The sequence below is a fragment of the Gemmatimonas sp. genome, assembly GCF_031426495.1.
GTDB lineage: Bacteria > Gemmatimonadota > Gemmatimonadetes > Gemmatimonadales > Gemmatimonadaceae > Gemmatimonas.
Genome location: NZ_JANPLK010000020.1, coordinates 1 through 24,130, shown reverse-complemented (window position 1 = coordinate 24,130; position 24,130 = coordinate 1). Strand labels below are relative to the sequence as shown.

Genomic DNA, 24,130 nt, shown 5'->3' with positions numbered 1-24,130 from the left:
GAGATGGGCGCATGATGAGCCCTCTTTTCTGAGCTACCTGTGCGGCAGTGAACTCAATGCGGTCAACGGCAATAACGGGCTGAACTTTCTGAGCTACCTGTGCGGCAGTGAACTTCGGCCGCCATCGCTTGCTGTTCGGTGCCGCTTTCTGAGCTACCTGTGCGGCAGTGAACACGGACTTCATGGCGTCGTAGCTGGACGCTGATTTCTGAGCTACCTGTGCGGCAGTGAACTTGAAGCTCGAGACAGAAGCGGCGACGCTGCATTTCTGAGCTACCTGTGCGGCAGTGAACCGCGATGGTGACGTTGGCGGCGGCGGCGACACTTTCTGAGCTACCTGTGCGGCAGTGAACGTGGCAACAATAGCGTGACGGTGTGGGCATCATTTCTGAGCTACCTGTGCGGCAGTGAACCTTCACCAAGGCGTCGAGCTGGGTCGAGTCGATTTCTGAGCTACCTGTGCGGCAGTGAACGCCCCAGAGTCCCTGTCCAGCCTCATCGACGTTTTCTGAGCTACCTGTGCGGCAGTGAACTCATTCCGGTCAGTCGAGGCGCATTCCACTTCTTTCTGAGCTACCTGTGCGGCAGTGAACTTCGGTTGATCGGTGGAGAGAATCGCGGCGGTTTTCTGAGCTACCTGTGCGGCAGTGAACTTGCTCGTCAGCGTGTCGAACTGGTTCATCGATTTCTGAGCTACCTGTGCGGCAGTGAACTGCGCGTTCGCATGTCGGCTTCGGCTACGACTTTTCTGAGCTACCTGTGCGGCAGTGAACACGGTGGAGCTGCTGAAGGCGAACGTCGAAGTTTTCTGAGCTACCTGTGCGGCAGTGAACGAGAGATCCACCTCCCCCGATCCGATCGCGTATTTCTGAGCTACCTGTGCGGCAGTGAACTCCACGTGCCCGCGTGCGAAGATCGGCGGCAATTTCTGAGCTACCTGTGCGGCAGTGAACGACTTCATCACGGATTGCGTCATGGCGGGGATTTTCTGAGCTACCTGTGCGGCAGTGAACATCGGAATCGCCATTGCAATGTCTTCTGTGTGTTTCTGAGCTACCTGTGCGGCAGTGAACGAGTCGAGGCCAGCCAAGCGGTTCCCGTCACTTTTCTGAGCTACCTGTGCGGCAGTGAACATTTCGGACGCCGATCGGCGGCTATACGACCGTTTCTGAGCTACCTGTGCGGCAGTGAACTGCGTGTAAATGGTGGCCGTCGTTTTCTCGTTTTTCTGAGCTACCTGTGCGGCAGTGAACTACAGCTTCTGAGACTTAAGTGCCCGCTGAATAAAACCTTATGTTGCCTGAGACGCGACGGACCCAAACTTCAGCATGCGTCTGAATCGACTGAAGAATCAACAACTTGCGACGGCGACTATGAAAAGGGTCAAAAAACCGGAATCGTCGCCGTTGAACTCAGGCCAAATGCATTAAAGCTGCCTGGAACCGGTGCCGACTCGGCTGGTCCGAGCTTCAGAAAGAGCCTGAAATGCTGCCCCGTACTCGAACTTGACAACTGGAGGAATGGCAAGCGAAGTCGTTCGGCGCCCGCATCAGGGATCCGCTGGCGGGCCTCCTCTGTCGTGATGCCGTGACGACGCATCTGACGGCGTCGCAGTCGCTCAGGATTACTCTTCGCTTGGACACGCCGGAGCGACCGATACGTGGCCTGCACCGGCACCTCGCTTACCGTGCTAGCGGCTACGAATGAGCGCATCCCGCCGAGCCAATCCAATGCCACCAGTGACGCGAGATCCGGCGGGGTACCAATGCATCGAAGCCGATCCCCAAGCTGCGGTGGCGCTAGCGTGTAGCCAGGAAAGCTGACGGCGATCTGGATAGTTGTGCGACCGACCAAGACTCGATGCAGCTTAGAGTAGAGCGACGCGAGCAACTGGTGCTCCGGAAAGTCCGGATCGCGTAGCACGCGAAAGTCCATGTAATGAGTCATTCAGCTACTCCTTGCCGGCGTCGCCGAATACCCCACCTCGGATCAATGTGGCGATCACGAAGTGCTGCTGCTCGCGTTGTGGCTCGACGTCCTTGAGCAACCATCCGTCCAAGAGGTTGTAGAAGTCCGTCTTGTCCGCCGGCTTCCGAAAGGCCCTGCCGAGCGTGGTGACCGAACCATACGGTTCGACCGCAATGGGCCCGAGCTCAGCGTCGCCAGAATACCATGTGTCAATAGTGCGCAGCGCGTTGCCCAGCTTCTGCGAGTGGATACCGGCAACCCCACCTACGTCGTACAGCGTCTTACTCTTTTTGCTCGCGCCCTTGTCCAGAATAAGCTCTTGTGACGGGTATACTTCTTGGGACGCACCAAGCCTGGCGAACGCAGAGATGCGCAGCAGAACATGGCTGCCCCCGGAGAGCCCATTCGCGATCAACTCCGCGAGAGTGTCAAGTTCCGGCGCAACGCTGATGGGCGCGGCGAAGTCCCGAAGCGAAAGTTGCAAGCCATCGAACGTCCACGTTCTTGAAGCCGCGCCCTTCACAAGGTGTTCAATCCGAACTTCGACTTGCTCCGCTCCCATACGGTTGCGCCATAAGAAGCGTCCGCTCGCCAGATTCTGGGCGTAGCGCCGAGCGAGCTCTCCAAATCCGAACCGATCAGCATAGCCTTTCACCGTATGCAAGAGCTTCGCTTGATACTCCGCGTTGTTGCATGCTGACGGAGAACCAGTACCTCCGAGCACACGAAGCGTGAACACCACCTTCAAGGTGTCCGCGTCGGGCGGCAGGGTGGCGACATCAACCGTTTGCAAATTGGGATTCTCGATGGCCGCATCGAGCTTCGTCGGGTCCTGCTGGTTGGCCTTCAACCGATTCGAAATGGTGCCGCGTACCGACTTTTCCCGAACCGGCACCGGTGCTGCGGGCGACTGCGTGTCACGATCGTCCCAGTTGCAGGCAAAGAACTGTGCGTCGGACGGATCGAGCTTGCGCTCGAACGCCAGGACGGATGCGGTCTTCAGAACCGAAGCTTTTGAGGTCGCCATGAGAAGTCTCCTTGAGGGATGCCAAGCGATGTGTGATCAGCTCACTGAGCCGATTGAACGGGACTGACGGCCGACTTGTAGGCATTGACGCAACGGTACAGCGCATGCTCGTCGGGAAGATCCAGGTGGCACGAATTGTCCGGTAGCCATACGATGTCGCGCAGCGACGTAAGGCGATGCGGGCTGACCCACTGGCCTATCGACCACACGGATTCGACAAAACGAAATGGCGTGTGTGCATCTCGTGCCCCACCCACCGTGCCCGGTGGATACAGTGGAGTGAGCGCCGCGAAGCCGACGGGTATCGGCACGATCCAGCCAGCCTGCCGCTCCGTAACCCACTCTACGGACGTCGGCTGCGAGTAGAGGGGCGGATCCTCCTCTTTGACCGCGCGAGTGTTCCAGCGTGACAGATCCATCCACGCGTCCAACGCCGTCGCATCGGGGTCACTCCTCTTGAGCAGCTGCAGGCGATGCTGCAGCACATCATCTCGAGACACCAACGCGAATCCCGGCAGCCACTCCCGTGACAACCGACGAAACTGCCGATGCTGCTCGTCACTCTGACCTTCGTCGGGGACGAGCTCTAAGGTCGGACGGCGAGGGTGAGGTGGGGCACTGGGAAGCGGCGGCATAACGCTGCCGCCAGCAATCCGCATTCCGCCCAGCTCTTCGGCCACTCGTTCCGCGAGGCTGTAACGATCGCTCTTCCCTCGGCACGCATCACTCAACAGCACATCGAACACCAAGGTTACGCTCATGTGCACCCTTCCTTCTTCGACAATTCCGGCCGTACTGCCATCAGCAAGGACCGGGTTTCGCGTCACCCGAAATGACTTGGTGTACCCAGAAGTCGTGACCTGTGCCTCGAACGCATGGCAGATCACTCCGACGCCGATCAATGCCATGCCAGCATCGCGTCCAAGACGTCGCTCGAGTGCCGTCATCAATCCGGTGAACGCCGTGATCGCCGGAAAGCCCCATGTTATGGGACTGGAGATGGCATTCGCGTTCTGCACGCGTATGCGCGGAATAACCAGTACCGCTTTGTGTCGTGGGCTCGTGCTATCAAATGTGTTCATCGGCATCCTCCAACGAAATGAATTCAAGGATCTCAACCGACAGCTTTCGCCAATGCAGATACTCGGCATCACCGACCGGTAGGCGAGCCCGAAGTTGAGCGTTCAGCCAATTCGCGAAATCATGTGCGATGATGTGGACTACGTCCTGAACGTGGGGCTCGACGCCGTACGGATCCAGCCACGCCTTTTGTGCCGCCGATAGCTCGCACAACGGGTCACCTGACCACCCGGGTTCGAGCTCTCGCACTTGTGCGGTGAACTGAATCAGCTCGTCGAGTAGCGCCTCGACGAGCGCATCGCGCTGCGTGCGGGTCGCCGCCGTAGGAGATGGATCGCTCTCGAGAAAACGTCGAAGGTCCCGAACGAGTGTTCGCACTTCGACGCGACCTTGGAAGACGCGGAAGAGCGATTCGAAGCCCAGCAACGGCTTGGAAGGGAGCACGCGCCAGAGCGGTGGAAAAGACGCCAGAAGGTAATTGTTGCCACGGCGCTCACTGTTCAACTGACTGATGTTCTGCGGCTTCGTGCCCCCCAACTTTTGAATGGCTAGGTTCGGGTACTCATGAACTCGCACGTCACTCCATTCGCCTGCCTTACGAGCTTCGCGAGCAGCCTTGGCTGCATCGCCGAAGCGATGCTCCTGTAGGCGCAGGTAGAGCCGATGTACCAACGACGTTGGATAGAGCGGCGCCAACAGGTGAAAGCCGTCGTCGGCATGCGGGTCAGCGCCAACAGGCCAGTAGAGCTGTTTGGCGAGAGTGTGAGAGCGCAACTCGCCACGCGCGGTTGCCAGCCCAGCGAATGCTTCCATCCAGCGACTGGCAATCACCACGTCATCGCTCAGCGCTGCGCCGAGGTCTACGTCGGAGGCCATCGCTAGACCGAGCAAGCTGTTGCCTTCGAAGCGTTGCTTCAAGAGCGCAAACACATCGAGGGCGGCAGCGTTTCCCGTTACGTCGGTCTCCAAATCGGCGCCAAGCGCGTGAGTGCCAACCTCACTCATCGCAGCCAGGGTATGAGGCGGGCGAAACAGGCTCGTCGCCTTCTTTGCCCGGTCATCGACCTTCATCGCATAGCTATAGCAATGTGTAACCGCCTGTAACTGCCGTGCACGGCGCGCCGAATCATCGAGCCACACTGCCGGAACGAACTGTGCACGAAGCTCGTCGCGCGTCGGCTCGTCATCGGCAAGCTTTTCTAGTTTGGCGTTCAACCGATCGCTCAAAAACGCCGCAACAATTGCACGAAGCTTTGCTTGCCGATCCAAAGATTGCGAAGCCATTCGACTCCCCTGAACGTGGTGGGATGTGTGATACGCAGCCTTCTCGAAGCGCACGTCGTCATACCATTGGCAATGTCTCCCGCGATCGATTGCCTTCGTCGCGATCGCCGCACTGAGCGCAGCGGCCGAACTTTCCCGAGCACAGAACCGCAGGAAAAGGCTACTACGTCATGATGATTAACGTAAGCCACTGTAGTGATGCTGTGAAAAAGCGAAATCGTTTGAAAGTCATGCTATTCTTACGAACTGCTGAGAAGCAGCTCAGAAAACTGTGGCGATGCTGTGCCAAAACCCCACAACTGCCGAATAGGCAGCAGCTTTGCGCCAGCATACCTGGCGCTAGCGCTGTCGTGAAAAGCCTAAGGCGGGGTGATAGCGCCAGCCGTTCTCGCTGGGCCTGACCGTTACCGTGCCAAACCGTTCGGCGCACCGGCCAAGCGGCATATCGAGCGCCGTCGCGAGGTCCCGCAGGGCGCCCATGTAGTCAGTCGCGCCCCATGGGGCGATTCGGGGGCCGTGGACACTGCTGTCGGGCACGTGCGTGCACCTCGACACGTCGACCCGCACATAGTTGCGTTCGCCGCGCTGATCGCCGTTTTTGACTTCATGCAGGATCGCCCGGTCATCATCGTCGGGAAGGAGAACCAAGGTCTCATCGAACGGTGGTTGCTCCTTCCTAAAGCGCTGTTGCTGCGGGAGTACAGCCGTGAGAAGCGCGTCCCGCGGCGCCTGATTCCACCACGTCGTCGCATTCAGCCGCTGCCCAGGAGGGACGAAGGTGTTCAGCGCTCGCGCACGGCTCCCGATCCGTTCGGACGCGGCACTCGCCTGTAAACGCAGCATCGTCTCGCGAAGTCGCGCGTGCTCTAAATCCACCAGCCGATTTCGTGGCGCCAGCACTGCACGAGCCGATATGCGAGGGCGAGCATCGATGATCGCCAGCTCCTCGGGCTCGAGCAGGAGGTTCAAATCATGTGATTCAAGTCGAAACGCCGCCTCATCGCTTTCGAATCCCGGCATACGAAACGCGGCGCCGCCGGGATGGCCAAAATGTCGAAGATTGTGGCTGAACACGAGAATGTTGGGCGTGTCGACCGCGTCGTACCGATGCCGACGTACCCGCCCTGCTAGCTGAATCAACGACCGCATCGATGACGGTTCTACGACAGCCCAGTCGTAGTCGTGATCCCGCCCGACCTCGGTGACAGGCGATCCGAGCACGAGAAAAATCTGATCGGGCTCTTCCGCACCGTCGAGCTGTCGCCGAACGTGGGCGTTTGTAAAGACGGTAGCCGGATCGTGTCGTTGAAGGACGGAGTCCAGCTGTGATTCGATCGCGGAACGAATGATCGCAGGATGGCGCGAGTGATAAACGCACAAGTGAATGCGTGTGTTTGGTGGAGCGCCACGTCGAAAAAGTGCAAGCGCGATTTCGACGAGTGGCTCAACATTGGCAAATCGAACCAGCCCGAAACTCACTCGCTTACCCGTTCTCGGATCACGCGCATGGTGCTGATGATGCAGCAGCACGGCTGCGTCGAGAACCTCCGGCGCAAACAGCTCGGCCAAGGCCGTCAAGTTCTTGCCGGTCGAGAGCGGAACCACCGGCGTGGGCAACAGAGCGCCACGTCTCCTGGGCTCCCGGGCGAGCTTCAACAGCGATGCATTTCGGCGCGAGGCGAAGCGCTCGTGTCCACGGCTGAACGCGTCGGCATCCGCGCAATCCTGCGACTCCTGTTCAAACTCGTCTACCCACGCGCAGCAAATCGCTGAGGTCGTAGAAGTCGTAGGTCCTTCTATTGCTATCTCGCCACAGTTGCGGGCAAAGTGTTGGCGTCCGTTACGGTATGCCTCGAACAATCCCAAGACGAGCGACGGAGGAAGCGTCGCGGAGGCGATCAGCACCCTAGAGCCCAGGAGTCCCGCCCAATGCACGAGCCGTGTCAGTGCGGGGAGATCGGACAAGTCGAAATCGTCGGGCTCATCCAAGACGAGATCACCAGTGAGCAGTCGAAGCATCGGCACGATCTGTCGGCCGCCGCGCTGGCTTTCCGTGGCCGGCGTCAGATGGTCGATCGTGCAAACCAATAGCGGCGCCTCGAGCATCGCACGAGCATTCCCGTCCTTGCCAAACTTTCGCAGCACCGGGTGGTCACTCACATGCCCCTCGAAGACAACGTGCGCATCCTCTTCCACGAGGTCCTGCAGCGATGCTGAACCCCTATTCGAGGATTGAGACTCGTGATACTCGAACAGCGCGCGACTCGCTGATCCACCGACGCGAATCGCCAGCTCGTCGTCTCCGAGCTGCAAGAGTTGCTCGAATGCCTTTCCTGTCTGTAGGGTGAGCGTGCGCAAGCCGAGCGCGAAGGTGCATCGCATGCCGCTCTTCTCGTCGGCTAGCCCATTCATGATGCGAGCGTTAGCGAGTGTCTTTCCGCTTCCGGTCGATGCCATATTCACGATGAATGCGCCCTGGAGCGCCGAGCGCGCACGCATTGATGCTGACATGTCCGATGCTCTGTCTTGCCAGCGAAATCGATCGTCTCGTGCTCGCCGGGTCAGCTGCTGATGACGACCAAGATGCGGAAGACTTTTCCGGAGCGTAGGGAGATACCTGGCAATTTCAGCACTGTCGCGCGCGACCCCAATCAGATGCTCATCAAGCAATTGATTCGGCTTTCGATCGCCTCGGCGGGTGTTGGCCAGCAAGGTACCGCTCGAGTCCACTCGCACCCGTGCCGCGTTGTCGATGCCCTCGAGGCTCGAGTAGTGGTGATCCGAGAGCATCAGGCACAGTCTGCCGAGGTGCATGACGAACGGATCGTCAAGCGGCGATGACAGCGCTGGAGCTGTTCGATCAGCGTGGAGCTCGGCTAGTAGCCGCCGCGCATTGCGTGCCGCACGATGGCGCCATGCGTTAGTCGTCGTTGGCAGCCCAGACGCGAACCGCCAGTAAGTCTCAAGTGACTGTGGCGTCGCGTCGGCAAATGCGTCCTCATTCCACTGCGGCGTCAGCTGTGAAAGCAGACCCTCCAACGAGGACATCTGAAACACCTCATGCTTCGGTAGCGTCGGCAGGCGATGATGGGAAAGCACGAGCCACGCGAGCGCCTGCGCGATCGGCGCGCGAGACAGTGAGGCAAGTGGTGAAGGAAGCGCGCTATCGATTCCATCGCGCCGCAATGCGCCGAGCCAGCGAGCATCATCAGATTCCGAGGGATCGGCGAGTCGGGTCAGCCATGCGATGTCGTCGTCATCGCCAACAAATGCCTCGAACAGTCGCAAGGATGCCCACTCGTGCCGAACTAGATTCCGCTCCAGCAGATTCCCTTGGAGTCGATCCTGAAACGCCTGGGTAGCCTTCCCAAGATCGTGAAAGAGTCCAGCGAGGTCCGCCAGCAATCTGATGAGACCCGCCGACCGCCAATCTGATTCGTCATCCTGGCGGCGCACGTCACGCTCCGAGGTGTTTGTCGGCACTGCGCCCTGCGCGTTGAAGCGCCGGCGGTCACCAACCACCCAGATCAGCTCAGAATGATCAATACCGCGAATCCAGTGACACGCAACGGCCGTATTCTTTCGCGCCGTCTTTCGGAGAAGTCGACGCAACGTATCGAGTCCGTCGCGAGTAATTGGTGTCTGCCACGTGCGACTTCCGCGACGCTCGGCGAATTGGTCGAGTATGCGTCGGCTCTCGGTCAGCGCACGCTTATCACACTGCGCGATCAAAAGTACATTCACGTGCTTTCTGCCGCTTGTGGAAGTGGCACTTCCGAGCGACGGCGACCAAGCGCAATCGATGTCGACTTCAATGTCTCAATCATCGTGTCCAACGCCTCGGAACGAGTGAGCGCTTCGATGCACGCCTGTCGGAACTCCTGCTCGGAGTGCCCTTTTACCGCCGACAAAAATGCCTGTGGTAGGATCACGGCGTCTTTAACCAGGTCGGCTACGTCAAAGACCAATCCGCCTCGGCGGGTCTTGCCATGTAGGACCGCGAGACTGTGCGGTAGGCCCAGCACCCACGCTGCCGTTGCGCCGAGACCATAGGCCAGGTAGTTGCCATGGTCGAGATACCGGTTGGCGGGATCGACTCCATCGCCGCGCTTCACACGCGTGAACGTTCCGTATGAAGTGGCACGACTCGCCAGTTTGTATAGCTCCTTCGTCAACCGCGCCTCTTCGGTCAGTAGAACCGTCTGGTCATGTGCTGCATCGATTGCCGCTGCTGCGCGGTCGACGGCTTGGTCCAGAGTCGCAGCGTCAATCGAGAATCCCTGATCCTTGAGTGTCTTGCTACCCGCCCAGTGCTTCTTCACATTTTCAAGTCTGTCGCGTTGGAATAGTTTCGCTGCTGCGAGACGTTGAGTGTCGTCAAACCAGAAACTAGCCCAATTTTGTAGATACTCAGTAGGACGGTACTCACTTTGTGCTGGGAACCAAGCGACTTCGAGCTGCTGCTCAGTCCCGGCAAACAACGGCGTGCCACCACCACCGCAGAAGCCGATCATAACGCCCGCCTTTGCGAGCTCTCGTACCGCTGCCTGTGTAATCGACGTACCGGTGCCAAGCAGGATCGTGGTCGTGTTGGCGATCGGAATGTTCCAGTACAGCGAGCGCCTTGCCTCGTCGGTCACATATTCGACACGGCCCCCGTTTACAAGTACGCGACAGTGTTCGAGGTAGTAGAGGTTTGCGCGCTTTGAGTGCAAGACAGTCTTCAGGTCACTGGCCGGGACTTGCTTCATTGCTGAGTTTCCTCTGTGGTCAGAACGGCAAATCTGACGTGGAGCACATCGCGCCCATATCTCTACTTAGATATTTGCGATCATGGTCTGACAAACGCGAGAACTTGGCAGGGACAAGAGGTGGTCTGGGACGTAAACGTGCATCACACGCTCGACCCGTCAGCCGCGTTTCCTCCCGTATCCCGTGATCACCGCAAGCAGCACCGTCACCACCAGCGCCCACGCATACGTGTTGTAGAGGCCCACCGTGCCGGCCGTGAGCGGCGGCATACCGAAGGCCTCGCCGCTGCGGCTCGCGCTGGCGGTCAGTATCGTGGGCAGAAAATACGGCAGCAGGAAGGGCCACGTGCAGACGGTGAGATCGAGCAGGTTGGCACGACGATAGCCATCGATGCCGAAGCGTTCACCCGTCTGCCGCGCAAACTCGCCGACGGCCAGAATGGCCACCACGCTGTGCGTGGTCAGCAGTACCGCCGCCGATACCACCCCCACCATCCATCCCTCGGCGGCCCGGGCTGAGTGCGCCCGCTGCTCCGACGCACGCACCAACCGGTCGAGCACGTCAGTGGCTTGCAGTGTGCCCACCAGCGCCACCAGCAGCAACGTGAACACGCTCACGCCGATCGCGCGCTGCATGCCGTCCACCAGCACGCCGTTCGCGCCGAAGGTGCCCGGGGCGATGTGCAACAGGTCGTACGGCGTCACCAACCGAAACGCGAGCGCGATACCGACGGACGTCGCCACCCCAGTCAGCAACGCGGTAATGAGATGCGTACGGCGTAGCAGCATCGCGATCACCAGCGCGGGCGAAATGAGCAGCACGAGTCCCTTCGGCGACGTAGGTGCAGAAGGGGCTGCGCTCGCGACCGTGGTGGTCACGGCGTCGACCACCGTGCCGCCGCCCAGCAGCGCCGATGCCACGAGTGCGGCGAGCCCCGCCGGTACGGCATATCGCAGCCGACTGCGCACGGTGCCGCCGATGTCCACGCGCTGCGTGCCACTCGAGGCAATCGTGGTATCCGAGACCGGCGACATCGAGTCGCCGAACGTCGATCCAGCGAGCACCGCCCCCATCAGCGCCGCCGGCATCGCACCCGCCGCGCCACCCGCCGGATAGAGAATCGGGCCACACAGCAGGATCGTGCCGAAGCTCGTGCCGGTAGCGGTGGACACGATCGCCGTGGTGAGAAAGGTCGCCGCCACATACGCCCCGCCGCTTAACCCCAGCGTGCGCGAAGCCCAAGCGAGTCCGGTCACCAGACCACCCGCGCTCAGCACCGCCCCCATCACGCCGGCGAACAGCCACGCGCACAGCATCACCATCACCACACGCTGGCTCATGCCGTCCAGCATCGCGTCGGCATACCGTTCACGATCCTGCGCCAGCAGCAGACCCAGAATGAGCGCACCGAGCAGAATCGGCCAGAAGCCCTTCTCATCCGGCGCGCCGTTCAGCGCGAGCCAGGCCACGCCGCCAAGGAAGGCCGCGAACGGGGCCAGCGCACCCGCCAGTCCGCCGGTGAACGTGAGCGGCGCCGACGGTGCGGCAGGGGGAGCGGTTGGGCTTGGCAATTGGCTGGACATATGGCAGGAGAAGGTCGTGTGGCGCTATCGTTCGCGCCATGTCTGAGACCAATCGGGACCCCGCACCGAGCGCCACACCGCCCGCGCGCGACGACGCCTTCACGCTGTTCGACCTGCGGGTGGAGGTGATCGCCACCGACCGGCCCATGGTGTGCAATCACCAGGCGGGCGACTCCTTCACGCTGCGCGGCGAGAATATCGCGTTCCCTGCCGGTCAGACGTTTCCGCTCTATCCGCTGGCGGCGCTGTTGCCGCTGCTGCCGGCCAAGCAGCGCCCCACCCATCCCAACGACTGGATGACGACCGACGCCGACATCGCCTGTCCCGATCCGCACTGCGGCGGGCGGTTTCGTATCACGCGCACGGGCACCACGACCTTCCGTCATGCCGATGTCACGCTGGTGCCGCTGCCTCCGGCACCGGAGGCAGGGTGAGCGCCGTGGTGCATCCGCCGGTGCCCTCGCGCGCACTGGCACCGGGCTATGTGGTCCCCCGTCTCATCAAGGGCGGCTGGCAGCTGGCCGGTGGACATGGCACGGTCGATCGGGCGCATGCCATCGCCGACATGGTGGCCTTCGCGGAAGCGGGCATCACGGCGTTCGACTGCGCCGACATCTACACCGGCGTAGAGGAGCTCATTGGGGAGTTCCTGCGCGGCTGGCATGAACGGTACGGCGCCGCTGCCCCGACGATTCGCGTACACACCAAGTGCGTCCCTGATCGCGACGCGCTGCCCACGCTCACCCGCGCCGATGTCGAGCGTCTGGTCGACCGCTCGCTCATGCGACTTGGTGTCGACACACTCGACCTCGTGCAGTTCCACTGGTGGAATTTCGACGTGCCGGGATGGCTCGAGGTGGCCGGTCATCTGGCCGAACTCAAACGCGTCGGTAAGATCCGTCAGCTCGGGGTGACGAACTTTGATACGCCGCGCCTGCGTGCGTTGCTTGATGCGGGCATTCCTATCGTGTCGCATCAGGTGCAGTGCTCGCTGATGGACCGCCGTGCGCTGGGCGACATGGCGACGCTGTGCGCCGAGCATGACGTCGGGCTGCTCACCTACGGCGCGCTGGCTGGCGGCTTCTTTCACGAGCGTTGGCTCGGTGTGCGTGAGCCCATTGCTCCGCTCGAGAACCGCTCGTTGGTGAAATACAAACTGATCATCGACGAGTTCGGCGGCTGGCCCGCGTTTCAGCAGTTGCTGCGCACCATGCGTGACCTCGCCGATGCGCATGCCACCACGATCGGCGCCGTAGCGCTCCGGGCCGTGTTGGACCAGCCCGCCGTGACCTCGGTGATCTTCGGCGCTCGGCACGCCGATCACCTCCCGGCGACGTTGGCGTCGCTATCGCTGGAGTTTTCGGTGGCCGAGCGTGCGGCGCTACACGCGTTGCTGGCTGCGGCGCCCGGTCCACGCGGTGATGTGTACGAGCTGGAACGCGACAGGACCGGTGTCCACGCGGGGATCATGCGGTACAACCTGAACACGGCGTGACCGGTCGATCCGCTTGGATACGAGCGGAAACCGACTGTTCCAGCCTGACACGGATACGAACGAATACGAATGGATACGAACGGATAACAACCGATCATCCTCGATGTGCGACGGACTCAGCGGCTCGTCGGCTGTTCATTTCAAGAAATTGAACGGCATGTCAGGCTGGAACAATCCGTTTCCGGTGCTCGCCAAGGATGTTCGGCCGGGTGTCGAATTTCCCGCTCCCCGTTCGACCAGATGGTGTCCACCCCGATTCACCATCCGCCAGGAGCTTGAAGTATGAAGTATCTCTGCCTGATCTATGACGCCGAGTCCACGCTGTCCGCCATGTCGCCCACCGACATGGGCGCCTTCATGGGCGAATACGGCACGTTCACCAATGACATCATCGCCAGCGGCAACATGATTGCTGGCGAGGAGCTGCAGCCGGTGCACACCGCCACCACGGTGCGCATTCGCAACGGCAAGATGTCCACCACCGACGGGCCGTTCGCCGAGACGAAAGAGCAGCTGGGGGGCTTCTACCTCATCAACGCGCGCGATCTCAACGAGGCCATTCAGATCGCGTCGCGCATCCCGTCAGCACGCACCGGCAGCATCGAAGTACGGCCCGTCTCCACCCAGATGGATTGAGTCCGACCATGCGCGACGCGATCGAGGCCGTGTACCGAAAGGAGTCGCGTCGCATTCTCGCCACCCTCATTCGTCTTCTCGGTGATTTCGACCTCGCCGAGGAGGCGATGCAGGATGCCTTCGCCTCGGCGGTCGTGCGGTGGCCGATCGAAGGCGTGCCGGTCAATCCGCGCAGCTGGCTCATCTCGGCCGGGCGATTTCGCGCCATCGACCGCCTGCGCCGTGCCACCCGCTTCGCAGAACTTGACCTGCTCAGCCCCGAGGCGCACGAACCGGCGCACGACGACGACAGCATCGCCGACGATCAGCTGCGTCTCGTGTTCACCTGCTGTCATCCGGCGCTCTCGCCTGATGCCCAGATCGCGCTTACGCTGCGCGAGGTGTGTGGGCTCACCACCGAGGCCATTGCCCACGCGTTTCTCACCTCGCCCCCGACCATCGCCCAGCGCATCGTCCGCGCGAAAGCCAAGATCCGCGGTGCGCGCATACCGTACGCCGTGCCGTCGCCGGCCGATCTCCCCGATCGGCTCGACGCCGTGCTGCACGTGATCTATCTCGTCTTCAACGAGGGCTACTCGCCGTCGAGCGGGGCCGACGTGACCCACGCGTTGCTGTCGGCCGAGGCGATCCGATTGGGACGCGAGCTCATGACGCTGCTCGATGAACCGGAGTTGTACGGACTCGTCGCCCTCATGCTGTTGCATGAGGCCCGCCGCCATACACGCACCGGTGCCAACGGTGAGATCGTGTTGTTGGAAGATCAGGACCGCCGGCGCTGGAACCGCGAGCTGATCGCTGAGGGAAGCCAGCTGGTACAACGCGCCCTGCGGAGCCGTCGTATCGGTGCGTTCACACTGCAGGCGGCCATCGCGGCCGTGCACGCGGAGGCGCCGTCCGCCGCTGCGACCGATTGGCACGAAATCGTGGCACTCTACGATCTGCTCCTGCGCGCCAATCCATCCCCGGTGGTGCAGCTCAATCGTGCCGTGGCGATCGCGATACGCGATGGCGGACATGGTGGCGTCGAAACCGGCATCGCCGTGATCGATGAGCTGCTCGATTCCGGCGCGCTGGCCGACTATCGGTTCGCGCACTCGGCGCGGGGTGAGCTCTGTCGTCGGGCCGACCGTGCCGACGAGGCCCGGACGAGCTTCACCAAGGCGCTGGCGCTCACGACGCAGGCGCCGGAGCGGCGATTTCTCCTGGCGCGAATCGCTTCGCTCCCGATGTAGCCACGGACCAACCGGTTCTCCCTACTCCGGCAGCCGGTCGATCATCGGTTGCGTAATCAACACGCGGCCCTTGTCGGTACGGCGGAACCGCGTGGCGTCCTTCTCGGCGTCTTCACCGACCACGAGTCCGGCGGGTATGACCACGCCGCGATCGATCACCACATTGCGCAGTCGCGCGCCGCGGCCGATTTCGACGTAGGGCTGCACCACGGCGCCATCGAGATGCGCGAACGAGTGCACTTTTACGCCGGTGGAGAGCAGCGATTTCTCGACGTGCGAGCCCGACACGATACAACCGCCGGCCACCAGCGAATTGATGGCGGCACCACGGCGATGCGTATCGTTGTGCACAAACTTGGCCGGTGCCGTGATTTCGCTGTAGCTCCAGATCGGCCAATTCTGATCGTACAGGTCAAGCGACGGGATGACGCTGGTGAGATCGATGTTCGCTTCCCAGTACGCGTCGATCGTGCCGACGTCGCGCCAGTAGGCTTCCAGCTCGCGATGCGCCTTCACACACGACGTGCCGAAGCGATGTGCGACCGCCTTGCCGTTGGCCACGACATACGGGATGATGTCCTTGCCGAAATCGCGTGACGAACTCGGGTCGGCAGCATCGCGGCGCAGCAAGTCGAACAGGAACGTGGTCTTGAACACGTAGATGCCCATGCTGGCGAGCGCCATCTCCGGATTACCCGGAATCCCCGGCGGGTCGACTGGCTTCTCGAGAAAGTGCACGATGCGATCATCAGTGTCGACGTGCATCACGCCGAATCCGGAGGCCTCCTTACGCGCGACTTCGAGCACGCCAACGGTAACGTCGGCATTCTGGGCCACGTGTTGCTCGAGCATCTGCTCGTAGTCCATCTTGTAGATATGATCACCAGCGAGAATCACCATGTACTCCGGGTGATACGCCTCGATGATATCCATGTTCTGATACACGGCGTCGGCGGTGCCATCGTACCACTGCGTTTCGCTTACGCGCTGACTGGCCGGCAGAATATCGAAGCTTTCGTTGCGTTCGGGGCGGAGGAAGTTCCAGCCACGTTGCAAGTGGCGGATGAGACTGTGCGCCTTGTACTGCGTGGCCACGCCGATACGTCGAATACCCGAGTTGAGCGCGTTGGACAGCGCGAAGTCGATGATGCGCGTCTTGCCGCCGAAATACACCGCCGGCTTGGCCCGTCGATCGGTCATCTCGTAGAGACGGGAACCGCGGCCTCCCGCCAGCACGTAGGCCATGGCGGTACGGGCAATCGTGCTCGGGCGGGATGGTGACGTCATATCAGGGATACTCGCAATCGGGAAAGAAATCGCCCTCTCCCCATTCTGTGTCGCCGGTTCATCTCGCGGAAGGGTGTCCCGGAGCGTTTCTCGACTGCATTTTTCAGCCATGAACGTCCTCTTCGCGGCGGCTGAAGTCGCACCCCTGATCAAGACCGGCGGACTGGCTGATGTGGCCGGCGCGCTACCGGCGGCGCTGCGGCGCGCCGGACACGACGTTCGCGTGGTGATGCCCTACTTCCGCGAGCTGCGCGAGCGCGGTATCCCAGTGGAGGGCCCCATCGCGGCCTCGTTCGTTACGATTGGTGAGCGACAGGAGGAGCTCAGGGTCTGGCGGCTGGCCGGCAGCGAGACGCCGGTGTACCTGCTCGACATTCCCGCCGCCTTCGAGCGTTCGGCCATCTACGGGGAAGGGGACGACGATCGCCGCTTCATTCTCTTCGCGCGTGGCGTGCTGGCGCTCATGCAGCATCTTCGCGAAGTGGAGCAGTGGCAGGTCACGGTAGTGCACAGCCACGATTGGCATGCCGCTCTGATCGCGAACTATCTCAAGACGTACCTCGCGTACACGTTCGGCCACATGGCCACGGTGTTCACGATCCACAATCTGGCCTATCAGGGGCAGCGCAGCACGAAAACGCTGGCGCTGGCCGGACTCACTGAAGGTGGATTGCCCGAAGACAGCATGGGCCCCGGGATCGCGGGCACGTTCAACTTCATGGCGCGTGGCATCCTGTTCAACGACGTCGTGACCACCGTAAGTCCCACGTACGCGCAGGAGATCATGACGTCCGAGTACGGTGAGCGGCTGGACGGCTTGCTGCGCGCGAAGCGTGATCGCGTGGCCGGTATTCTCAATGGCATCGACCGCGAGGTGTTCGATCCATCCACCGACGCCCATCTCGCGGCCACCTTCGATGTCGATGACATCGCGGGGAAGGCGGTGTGTAAAGCCGCGCTGCAGGCGGAGTTCGGCCTTCCGGTGGCTGCGGATCGTCCGCTGTTGGGCATCGTATCCCGGCTCGTGGAGCAGAAAGGGCTGGATCTGCTCGATCAGGTCATCCCGTGGATTCTGCAGCGTACCGATGCGCAGCTGGTCGTGCTCGGTTCGGGCAACGCGCATCTGCAGTTCGTGATGCAGCAACATGCGCGCGCGCATCCGCAACGCATTGCGGTACGCATCGGCTTCGACGCGGCGCTGGCCCAGCGCATTTATGCGGGCAGCGACGCTTTCCTCATGCCGTCACGTTTCGAGCCGTGCGGATTGGGGCAGATGATCGCGTTGCGCTACGGCAGTGTGCCGATCGTGCGGGCCACCGGTGGCCTCAACGACACCGTCCGCGAAGGCTTCGATGGCAACGGCTTTCGCTTTCATCCGTACGAGGCAAAACACTTTGCTGACGCTATCGCCCGGGCGCTGCAGGTGTATCGCGACCCCGAAAGCTGGGCGTTGCTGCGGGCTCGCGGTATGCGTGAGGACAACTCTTGGGATCAAGCGGCCCAGCAGTACGGCGGTGTGTATGACTGGGCGGTGAAGCTGGCGCGACGCTAAGCCGCGCCACCCTTGCGAGTCGGCATGCTCGGGGCGCACGTTAGCCGCATGCTGATATCTCATCTGCGCCGCGTCGTGGGCTACGCGGTCGCCCTCGTTGCGCTCTCGGTGACCGTGCCCCGAGTCGCCCATGCCACCTGGTCGGTGATCGCTGTCGACGCGGCCACCGGACGCGTAGTCATCGCCTCGGCTACCTGCGTCAACAACAATGACGCCTTCCTCATGGGCATCCAAGCCGTCGTGGTGCCCGGCAAGGGCGTCGCCGCCTGCCAGGCCGGCGTGGATGGCACGCACGCCAACCAGATGCTCGTGTACCGCGAGCTGGCCAAGGGCACCGACCCGGCGCGTATCATCGAGATGCTCTCCGAAGATCCCGCCTTTCAATCGCGCCAGTTCGGTATCCTCGACCTCACCGGACGCAGCGCCGGACACTCGGGGCTCACCAACGGCTACGTCAGCCAAGACATTCAGGGCCGCGTGCCGGGCACGCAGATCTACTACTCGATTCAGGGCAATATCCTGCGTCCGGGCGAAGTGATTCCGAACGCGGTGAAGGCCTTTCTGCACATCAAGGGCGCGCTCACCGATCGCGTAATGGCGGCGCTCGAAACGGCCGATCAGTACGGTGGAGACAGTCGCTGTGTCTGTCCGCCCCTGCCTGCCGACGGCTCGGCCCCGGCGAGTGCGTGTGAAGGACGCACGTCGTACATCGCCTACATTCTGATGGCCAATGCGAACGACACCAGCGGTGATTCGCACAGCAACGGGAAGTACGCGATGTATCTCACGGTGGTGCAGCCGGAGCAGGGTGGACCGAACGCGATCAAGGCCGGTGAGAATTTGAATCCGGTGAAGACCCTGCGCGCACGCTATGACGTGTGGCGCAAGCGCATGCCGAAGTCGTTCTCATGAGCGCCGCGATGATGAAGGCTCATACTCGTCTCCTGGCCGCGGCTGCCGCGATGTGCCTCTCGAGCAACGCCTTCGCGCAGGCTCGCCCGGCGACGCCGGCCACGCCGCAGCCCGCCCGTGCCCCCGCCCGCGCGGCGATGCGCGTGATGACGCTCACCTCGAGTGTCTTCACGGATGGCGGCATGATGCCCGCGCGCCACGCGCAAACCGGACGCGATGTGTCGCCCGCGTTGAGCTGGAGCGGCGCGCCCGATTCCACGCGCAGCTTCGTGCTGCTCGTGCACGATGCCGATGCCGCCATCGGTGACGGCACCGACGACCTGCTGCACTGGATGGTGTGGAACATCCCCGGTAACGCCACGTCGCTCCCCGAGGGCGTGCCGCAGGGCGCACAGGCTGCCAACGGCATGCGGCAGATCAGTGGCACGGGCCCGTACTATCGTGGCCCGGCCGCACCGGCCACCGGACCGGCGCATCACTACGTGTTCGAGCTGTACGCCCTCGATGCCATGGTGAATGTGGCGCCGACCGGCATGTCGCCGCCGCTCACGCGACGCGAGGTGATGGCCGCCATGGCCTCGCACATTCGCGGCAAGGGTGTGCTGGTGGGTCTGTACAAGCGGCCGGCACCGTGACGGACACTCCTGTAAGCGACGCATTCAGTTTTCCCACCGTCGAGGCGATCCGCGCCAATCGCGCACGACTCGGTGATCGCGTCATCACCACGCCCGTGCGACTGTTGGTAGACGACGCGCTATCTCGGGCTGTGGGCGAGCGCACGCGCGTGTGGCTCAAGGAAGAGCTCTTCCAGCGCACCGGCAGCTTCAAGCCGCGCGGCGCGCTCTCGGTCATGCTCGATCTCGATGCCGACGCGCTCGCGCGCGGCGTCGTTGGCGTATCCGCCGGCAACCACGCCATCTCGCTCGGCTACTCGGCGCGCGTACTCAGCACCACTGCGACCGTCGTGATGCCCAAAACCGCGAACGCCTTTCGCGTGCAGGTGTGTCGCGAGCTTGGTGCCACGGTCGAACTGGTGGAGAACGTGCACGCCGCCTTCGCTCGGGTGAAAGAGATTGAAGCGAGCGAGGGACGTACGTTCGTGCACCCGTACGAAGGCCCCAAGACCGCACTCGGCACCGCCGGCGTGGGCATGGAGTTCATCGACCAGGTGCGCGCCGCCGGCGAGGAGCTCGATGCCGTGATCGTGGCGGCCGGTGGCGGTGGACTCACCGGCGGTGTGGCCTGCGCGGTGAAGCAGATGAGCCCGAGCACCGCGGTGTATGTCGTCGAACCCGAAGGCGCCGACACCATGGCGCGCAGCTTCGCCGCAGGATCGCCACAGTCGATCGATGCCGTGCGCACCATCGCCGATTCACTCGGCGCGCCGCGTTGCGAGCCTTACTCGTACGCGCTCAATCGACGATTTGTCGACGAAGTGGTGCTCGTGAGCGACGAGCAGATCCGCGAGGCGATGCGGCTGACCTATCGCGCGGCGAAGCTCGCCGTGGAGCCGGCGGGTGCGGCGTCGCTGGCGGCGTTGATGTATCCACTACGCCAACGGCTGGAGGGGAAGCGCGTTGGCATAGTGGTGTGTGGCGCGAATATCGATGCGGTCACGTTTGCAAAGCAACTGCTGGACTAGCGCATCATCGACTGCGTCACGTGTGGTCGTCGTGGTCGCGCACGGGCAGGTAGTAGAAACCGCGACCCATTCTATTCGCGCGGGACGGACGAAGTAGGCATTCGTCGGCCAACGCTTTCAGCAGCGTCCCCGCATATGGCACACTGAGTCCTGTAAAGTCGGCAACCTCTGTCGACGAAACGCGACTGCGGGCGTGCGCCCACGACACGATCATCGCACGACGCCCGTCTGGTGTCGCGAGGTGCGCCATTTTGGTGTCGAGCACCGTTCGTGCGCGCTCGCTGAATCGATAGGCGACGGGTGCGCCCGCTGGGACACCATTGATCGGTACGACAACGGGATCGCCGTCCACGGTGACTGCGGCAATGCGGCTCATGGCCTCCTCAGTTTCCACGCGGGAACGCTGGATGACCGGTGCCGCGTGCTCGACATCGATCCACCCCGTCTGCAGGAGATGACCGATCACGAGCAGCATATCAACATCGCTGGCGGCGGCTGGGGGCTGCAGCGAGGAGAGAAGCGCCATCACGGTGGCGTCAGGATCGCCGCCCGCGAGCGTGATGCGCACGTATGGACCTGCGATTTCAGCGATGTCGGGGGCGCGGTGTCCTCGGGCGAGCAGGTCGCGCACGATCCGATCGATTCCGATGCCCTCTCGCTCGGCCAAGCGAAGCGACGCGACGGCTTCCGCCAAGCTTCGATAGCGGGGGACGGCGGGGTGCGTGATGATGTTGGCGGCAGCGATGCCCCCGATGAATCCTCCCGGAGACGTCACGGTGAGGCGGTCGCCGATGTGATCGACTAGCGTGGGTTGCCGGGAGAGCCAGTCGCGATGCACGATGCCGTTGATCACGGCCTCGCGAAGCGCGCGTTGCGGGATGGCCCGTAGCAAGCCGTGCGCGAAGCTTCCGCCGACATGGACGATGCGATTCGTGACGTCGGTCGCCATCTCGACCTCAGCCACTTGCTCAAGAAGCGCGCGGTTGCTGCGTACTCTGGTGATGCTATCCCCGCCGGCCACCTCCCGTCGCAGGTAGTCGATCCCGATGTCTGGCGTGCGAACGAAGAGAAGCGATCCGGCATTGCTGAGGCGCCCGCGCCCGTCAATGACGTGGAGCCTTCGTAGCAGATCCGCGATCGTGGCCTCGGCGAGTTCGGCCGCAGCGTCGTCTCCGGCGTTTGACGCCGCGCGGAGATATCGGCGCGCGATCTCGGCGGCAACGGCACTCACATCATCGAGCGTGTGCTCGGATGGCTCGGCGGACCAGTCAATGCCCGCTCGTCGCCGAGCCTCAACGTGCCAGCTGGTCGGATCCATGTCGACGCAGTGATCGTCGAGCCGCCAGCGGAGGCGACCGGCGTAGCGAATTGGCTCGATCGCTTCCGGGGCGACGAGCACGAGAAGCCGAACGCCGCTGCATTGGACCATTTGGGCGCTGATCGTCAACTGCCTGGTCGTCAGCTCCCAGATCCGATGACGAAGCCAATCGGCACTCAATTCAGTCCCGATTCGTGTCCCGTCGTCGGCAACGCCTACGACCAAGGCCCCGCCTCCGGGCGTATTCGCGAGGCAGGCGAGCTCCCCCGCGAGATAGCGCGCGGCACCGTCGTTTTCAGTGCGGCCGGCAAGCACGACGCCGGCGGGCCCGCGGCGGCCAGGCTCTTCTTTGATGTCCACCTGCGCGCGTTCGATGTCACGAGGCGCCGCGCCGGCCTGCAGCGCTTCGAGCACCCGCTGCACCTGCTGGCTGACTGAGTCGGCGTGTTCGAAAGTAAAGGTCAATGGGTGAAACCCGTGATCGGTTATACTTTTATCTCATAAAGTATAAATCATGATGACGTCATGGGCAAAAGGCTACACTTCTCGCCCGTTCCTACCTTCACTGCTCCCGCCGCGTAAGTTCGGGCGCATGACTGCCCCTTCCGTCACCGCCCCCACCGACGCCGGCCTGATGGGCTGGTGGCGCGTCGCTCCCTCGCAGGCTCGCCGCGCGCTCGTCGCCGCCTCCATGGGGTGGGCGCTCGACGCCTTCGACGTGATGCTCTTTTCGCTCACGCTCTCAGCGGTGATCGCCGAGCTGGGGCTCACGAAGGCACAGGCCGGCGCGTTGGGGTCGATCACGCTGCTGGGCGGCGCGGCGGGCGGCCTGTTCTTCGGATGGGTGGCTGATCGCTACGGCCGCACGCGCTCCATGATTGCGAGCGTGCTGTTGTACTCGGTGTTCACGGCGGCCTGCGGCTTGTCCAACACGTTCTGGCAGTTCGCGTTCTTCCGTGCGCTGCTGGGCCTCGGCATGGGCGGCGAGTGGGCCAGCGGCGCCGCGCTGGTGTCGGAGAGTTGGCCCTCGAAGTCGCGCGGTCGCGCTTTGGCGTTCATGCAAAGCGCGTGGGCGATCGGGTTTGCCGCCGCGGCTACGGTAGTGGGCTTCGTGCTGCCGGCCTACGGATGGCGCGCGGTGTTCTTCATCGGCATCCTGCCGGCGTTCTTCACGCTCTGGGTGCGCCGCAGCGTGGAAGAACCCGACGCCTGGAAGTTGTTGCACGCGGCGCGACTCAACGCCGAACGTTCTGGTGCGGCCGCGCGGCCGAATGCACCGCGCGCGCATTCCGTGTTCGACATCTTCCGCGGTGCGATGTTCAAGCGCACAGCGGCGGTCACGTTCATGAACGCCTGCACGCTGTTCGGCTGGTGGGGCATGAACGGCTGGATCCCGGCGTACCTCTCGCTGCCCGCCACGCAAGGCGGCATCGGTCTCAGCACCGCTACGATGTCGAAGCTCGTGGTATTCATGCAGCTCGGCATGTGGCTGGGCTACGTGTCGTTCGGGTACATCACCGACGTCATGAGCCGCAAGAAGGTGTACGTGGTGTACTTGCTTGGCGCGAGTCTGCTGCTGCCGTTGTACGGCTCGTTGTCGAATCCGTTGTTGCTACTGTTGCTCGGACCGTTCGTGGCGTTCTTCGGCACCGGCTTCTTCAGCGGCTTCGGCGCGGTCACGGCCGAGATGTACCCCACGCAGATCCGCGCGTCGGCGCAGGGATTCACGTACAACATCGGCCGCATCGCGAGTGCGGCGGCACCGTTCACGGTGGGCACACTCGCCACGTCACGGGGATTTCAAACCGCGTTCGCGGTGGCGGGCTCGGCGTACCTGCTGGCGGCGCTCACGTGGTCGGTGATTCCGAATACCCAGGGGAAGGAGCTGGAGTAGGGGCGGCTATTTGTTTCTGTTGACATCATATCGTTCGGACCGTACGCTCGCGAAACGAAGGTTTGTGTAGCCAATAGTCGGATTATCATTTTCTATGGATGGGAGAGATGCATCGTTCGAATGGAGTTTCGCCGTTTGTGATTTTCGTGCTCTTACTCGCTGCGGCGTGTGCAGATGGTGGGGGACCCGTGACTGCGGCAGGATTCGATATGCGTCGGATGACGGTCGCCGCTGATTTGCCAGACAAACCGAGCGCGGGTAATGAGGGCGACGACTATTTGTTCGAGATCTCTCGAGAAGTTCCAGCGTATGGCGGGCATCTCCAGACTAGTGGGGCGTAGTTGATGTACGTGTAGCAGGCATGCGACGGGTGACGTCGCGATACCGCCACACAAACGGCTGGCAGGTTTCGTTATGCAGCGTGATATAGCGGAGCAGCTTGCGCGTAAGATCGGTGGTCGAGGTGAA

The 24,130-nt window shown here is 62.5% G+C and carries 18 protein-coding genes and 1 CRISPR repeat array; of the genes, 9 read left to right on the top strand and 9 right to left on the bottom strand.

What is annotated here, in order from left to right:
- Positions 1-25 precede the first annotated feature (25 nt).
- A CRISPR array of direct repeats spans positions 26-1,253; the repeat unit is 28 nt; unit sequence TTTCTGAGCTACCTGTGCGGCAGTGAAC.
- 130 nt (positions 1,254-1,383) lie between these two features.
- The 7 genes from cas6f to RMP10_RS06385 all read right to left on the bottom strand — a co-directional run bounded on the left by cas6f (position 1,384) and on the right by RMP10_RS06385 (position 11,694).
- Positions 1,384-1,935, bottom strand: a complete 552-nt coding sequence (cas6f, locus tag RMP10_RS23385; protein ID WP_345785778.1) for a type I-F CRISPR-associated endoribonuclease Cas6/Csy4 — start codon at positions 1,933-1,935, stop codon at positions 1,384-1,386.
- A 16-nt stretch (positions 1,936-1,951) separates the two neighbouring features.
- On the bottom strand, positions 1,952-2,995 hold the full coding sequence (csy3, locus tag RMP10_RS06410) for a type I-F CRISPR-associated protein Csy3 (protein WP_310569541.1): 1,044 nt from the start codon (positions 2,993-2,995) through the stop codon (positions 1,952-1,954).
- 41 nt (positions 2,996-3,036) lie between these two features.
- Positions 3,037-4,077: a type I-F CRISPR-associated protein Csy2 gene (gene csy2, locus RMP10_RS06405; protein WP_310569540.1), complete on the bottom strand. Its 1,041-nt coding sequence runs from the start codon at positions 4,075-4,077 to the stop codon at positions 3,037-3,039.
- Positions 4,064-5,359, bottom strand: a complete 1,296-nt coding sequence (gene csy1, locus RMP10_RS06400; protein ID WP_310569539.1) for a type I-F CRISPR-associated protein Csy1 — start codon at positions 5,357-5,359, stop codon at positions 4,064-4,066. Before csy1 ends, csy2 begins: the two co-directional genes overlap by 14 nt.
- 339 nt (positions 5,360-5,698) lie before the next feature.
- Positions 5,699-9,103, bottom strand: a complete 3,405-nt coding sequence (cas3f, locus tag RMP10_RS06395; protein ID WP_310569538.1) for a type I-F CRISPR-associated helicase Cas3f — start codon at positions 9,101-9,103, stop codon at positions 5,699-5,701.
- The gene (cas1f, locus tag RMP10_RS06390; protein WP_310569537.1) at positions 9,100-10,110 is read right to left on the bottom strand and encodes a type I-F CRISPR-associated endonuclease Cas1f; all 1,011 of its coding nucleotides are present in this window, start codon (positions 10,108-10,110) and stop codon (positions 9,100-9,102) included. Before cas1f ends, cas3f begins: the two co-directional genes overlap by 4 nt.
- A gap of 159 nt (positions 10,111-10,269) precedes the next feature.
- Positions 10,270-11,694, bottom strand: coding sequence for a Na+/H+ antiporter NhaC family protein (locus RMP10_RS06385; protein WP_310569536.1), 1,425 nt, complete (start codon positions 11,692-11,694; stop codon positions 10,270-10,272).
- A 38-nt stretch (positions 11,695-11,732) separates the two neighbouring features.
- Between RMP10_RS06385 and RMP10_RS06380 the strand changes: the two genes are divergently transcribed.
- From RMP10_RS06380 to RMP10_RS06365, 4 genes are all read left to right on the top strand, one after another.
- The gene (locus RMP10_RS06380; RefSeq protein WP_310569535.1) at positions 11,733-12,128 is read left to right on the top strand and encodes a TIGR04076 family protein; all 396 of its coding nucleotides are present in this window, start codon (positions 11,733-11,735) and stop codon (positions 12,126-12,128) included.
- A complete protein-coding gene (locus RMP10_RS06375) occupies positions 12,125-13,189 on the top strand; it encodes an aldo/keto reductase (protein ID WP_310569534.1) in 1,065 nt (354 codons plus the stop codon). The genes RMP10_RS06380 and RMP10_RS06375 overlap by 4 nt, the downstream gene beginning before the upstream one ends.
- A gap of 282 nt (positions 13,190-13,471) precedes the next feature.
- Positions 13,472-13,825, top strand: coding sequence for a YciI family protein (locus tag RMP10_RS06370; protein ID WP_310569533.1), 354 nt, complete (start codon positions 13,472-13,474; stop codon positions 13,823-13,825).
- An 8-nt stretch (positions 13,826-13,833) separates the two neighbouring features.
- Complete coding sequence (locus tag RMP10_RS06365; RefSeq protein WP_310569532.1) at positions 13,834-15,057, top strand: RNA polymerase sigma factor; 1,224 nt, start codon at positions 13,834-13,836, stop codon at positions 15,055-15,057.
- 21 nt (positions 15,058-15,078) lie between these two features.
- Here RMP10_RS06365 and glgC read toward each other — a convergent pair whose 3' ends face one another.
- Positions 15,079-16,344: a glucose-1-phosphate adenylyltransferase gene (glgC, locus tag RMP10_RS06360; RefSeq protein ID WP_310569531.1), complete on the bottom strand. Its 1,266-nt coding sequence runs from the start codon at positions 16,342-16,344 to the stop codon at positions 15,079-15,081.
- Positions 16,345-16,453: 109 nt separating this feature from the next.
- Here glgC and glgA point away from each other — a divergent pair, with 109 nt between their 5' ends.
- Genes glgA through RMP10_RS06340 form a run of 4 tightly spaced genes read left to right on the top strand, consistent with a single transcriptional unit; the run spans position 16,454 to position 20,450 of the window.
- Positions 16,454-17,896, top strand: a complete 1,443-nt coding sequence (gene glgA / locus RMP10_RS06355; protein ID WP_310569530.1) for a glycogen synthase GlgA — start codon at positions 16,454-16,456, stop codon at positions 17,894-17,896.
- Positions 17,897-17,944: 48 nt separating this feature from the next.
- Positions 17,945-18,808: a DUF1028 domain-containing protein gene (locus RMP10_RS06350; protein WP_310569529.1), complete on the top strand. Its 864-nt coding sequence runs from the start codon at positions 17,945-17,947 to the stop codon at positions 18,806-18,808.
- Positions 18,805-19,443: a YbhB/YbcL family Raf kinase inhibitor-like protein gene (locus tag RMP10_RS06345; protein ID WP_310569528.1), complete on the top strand. Its 639-nt coding sequence runs from the start codon at positions 18,805-18,807 to the stop codon at positions 19,441-19,443. The genes RMP10_RS06350 and RMP10_RS06345 overlap by 4 nt, the downstream gene beginning before the upstream one ends.
- Entirely contained in the window at positions 19,440-20,450 is a 1,011-nt protein-coding gene (locus RMP10_RS06340) for a threonine/serine dehydratase (protein ID WP_310569527.1), read from the top strand. The genes RMP10_RS06345 and RMP10_RS06340 overlap by 4 nt, the downstream gene beginning before the upstream one ends.
- A gap of 16 nt (positions 20,451-20,466) precedes the next feature.
- Here RMP10_RS06340 and RMP10_RS06335 read toward each other — a convergent pair whose 3' ends face one another.
- The gene (locus RMP10_RS06335; RefSeq protein ID WP_310569526.1) at positions 20,467-22,233 is read right to left on the bottom strand and encodes an ATP-binding protein; all 1,767 of its coding nucleotides are present in this window, start codon (positions 22,231-22,233) and stop codon (positions 20,467-20,469) included.
- Positions 22,234-22,360: 127 nt separating this feature from the next.
- Between RMP10_RS06335 and RMP10_RS06330 the strand changes: the two genes are divergently transcribed.
- Positions 22,361-23,662, top strand: a complete 1,302-nt coding sequence (locus tag RMP10_RS06330; RefSeq protein ID WP_310569525.1) for an MFS transporter — start codon at positions 22,361-22,363, stop codon at positions 23,660-23,662.
- Positions 23,663-24,130: the final 468 nt, after the last annotated feature.

Bases quoted from the DNA above. Each gene is read 5' to 3' on its own strand.
- cas1f (WP_310569537.1), bottom strand. From the start codon at position 10,110: ATGAAGCAAGTCCCGGCCAGTGACCTGAAGACTGTCTTGCACTCAAAG.
- RMP10_RS06345 (WP_310569528.1), top strand. From the start codon at position 18,805: ATGAGCGCCGCGATGATGAAGGCTCATACTCGTCTCCTGGCCGCGGCT.
- RMP10_RS06380 (WP_310569535.1), top strand. From the start codon at position 11,733: ATGTCTGAGACCAATCGGGACCCCGCACCGAGCGCCACACCGCCCGCG.
- RMP10_RS06350 (WP_310569529.1), top strand. From the start codon at position 17,945: ATGCTGATATCTCATCTGCGCCGCGTCGTGGGCTACGCGGTCGCCCTC.
- cas6f (WP_345785778.1), bottom strand. From the start codon at position 1,935: ATGGACTTTCGCGTGCTACGCGATCCGGACTTTCCGGAGCACCAGTTG.
- RMP10_RS06365 (WP_310569532.1), top strand. From the start codon at position 13,834: ATGCGCGACGCGATCGAGGCCGTGTACCGAAAGGAGTCGCGTCGCATT.
- glgA (WP_310569530.1), top strand. From the start codon at position 16,454: ATGAACGTCCTCTTCGCGGCGGCTGAAGTCGCACCCCTGATCAAGACC.
- RMP10_RS06330 (WP_310569525.1), top strand. From the start codon at position 22,361: ATGACTGCCCCTTCCGTCACCGCCCCCACCGACGCCGGCCTGATGGGC.
- glgC (WP_310569531.1), bottom strand. From the start codon at position 16,344: ATGACGTCACCATCCCGCCCGAGCACGATTGCCCGTACCGCCATGGCC.
- RMP10_RS06385 (WP_310569536.1), bottom strand. From the start codon at position 11,694: ATGTCCAGCCAATTGCCAAGCCCAACCGCTCCCCCTGCCGCACCGTCG.
- csy3 (WP_310569541.1), bottom strand. From the start codon at position 2,995: ATGGCGACCTCAAAAGCTTCGGTTCTGAAGACCGCATCCGTCCTGGCG.
- RMP10_RS06370 (WP_310569533.1), top strand. From the start codon at position 13,472: ATGAAGTATCTCTGCCTGATCTATGACGCCGAGTCCACGCTGTCCGCC.
- csy2 (WP_310569540.1), bottom strand. From the start codon at position 4,077: ATGAACACATTTGATAGCACGAGCCCACGACACAAAGCGGTACTGGTT.
- csy1 (WP_310569539.1), bottom strand. From the start codon at position 5,359: ATGGCTTCGCAATCTTTGGATCGGCAAGCAAAGCTTCGTGCAATTGTT.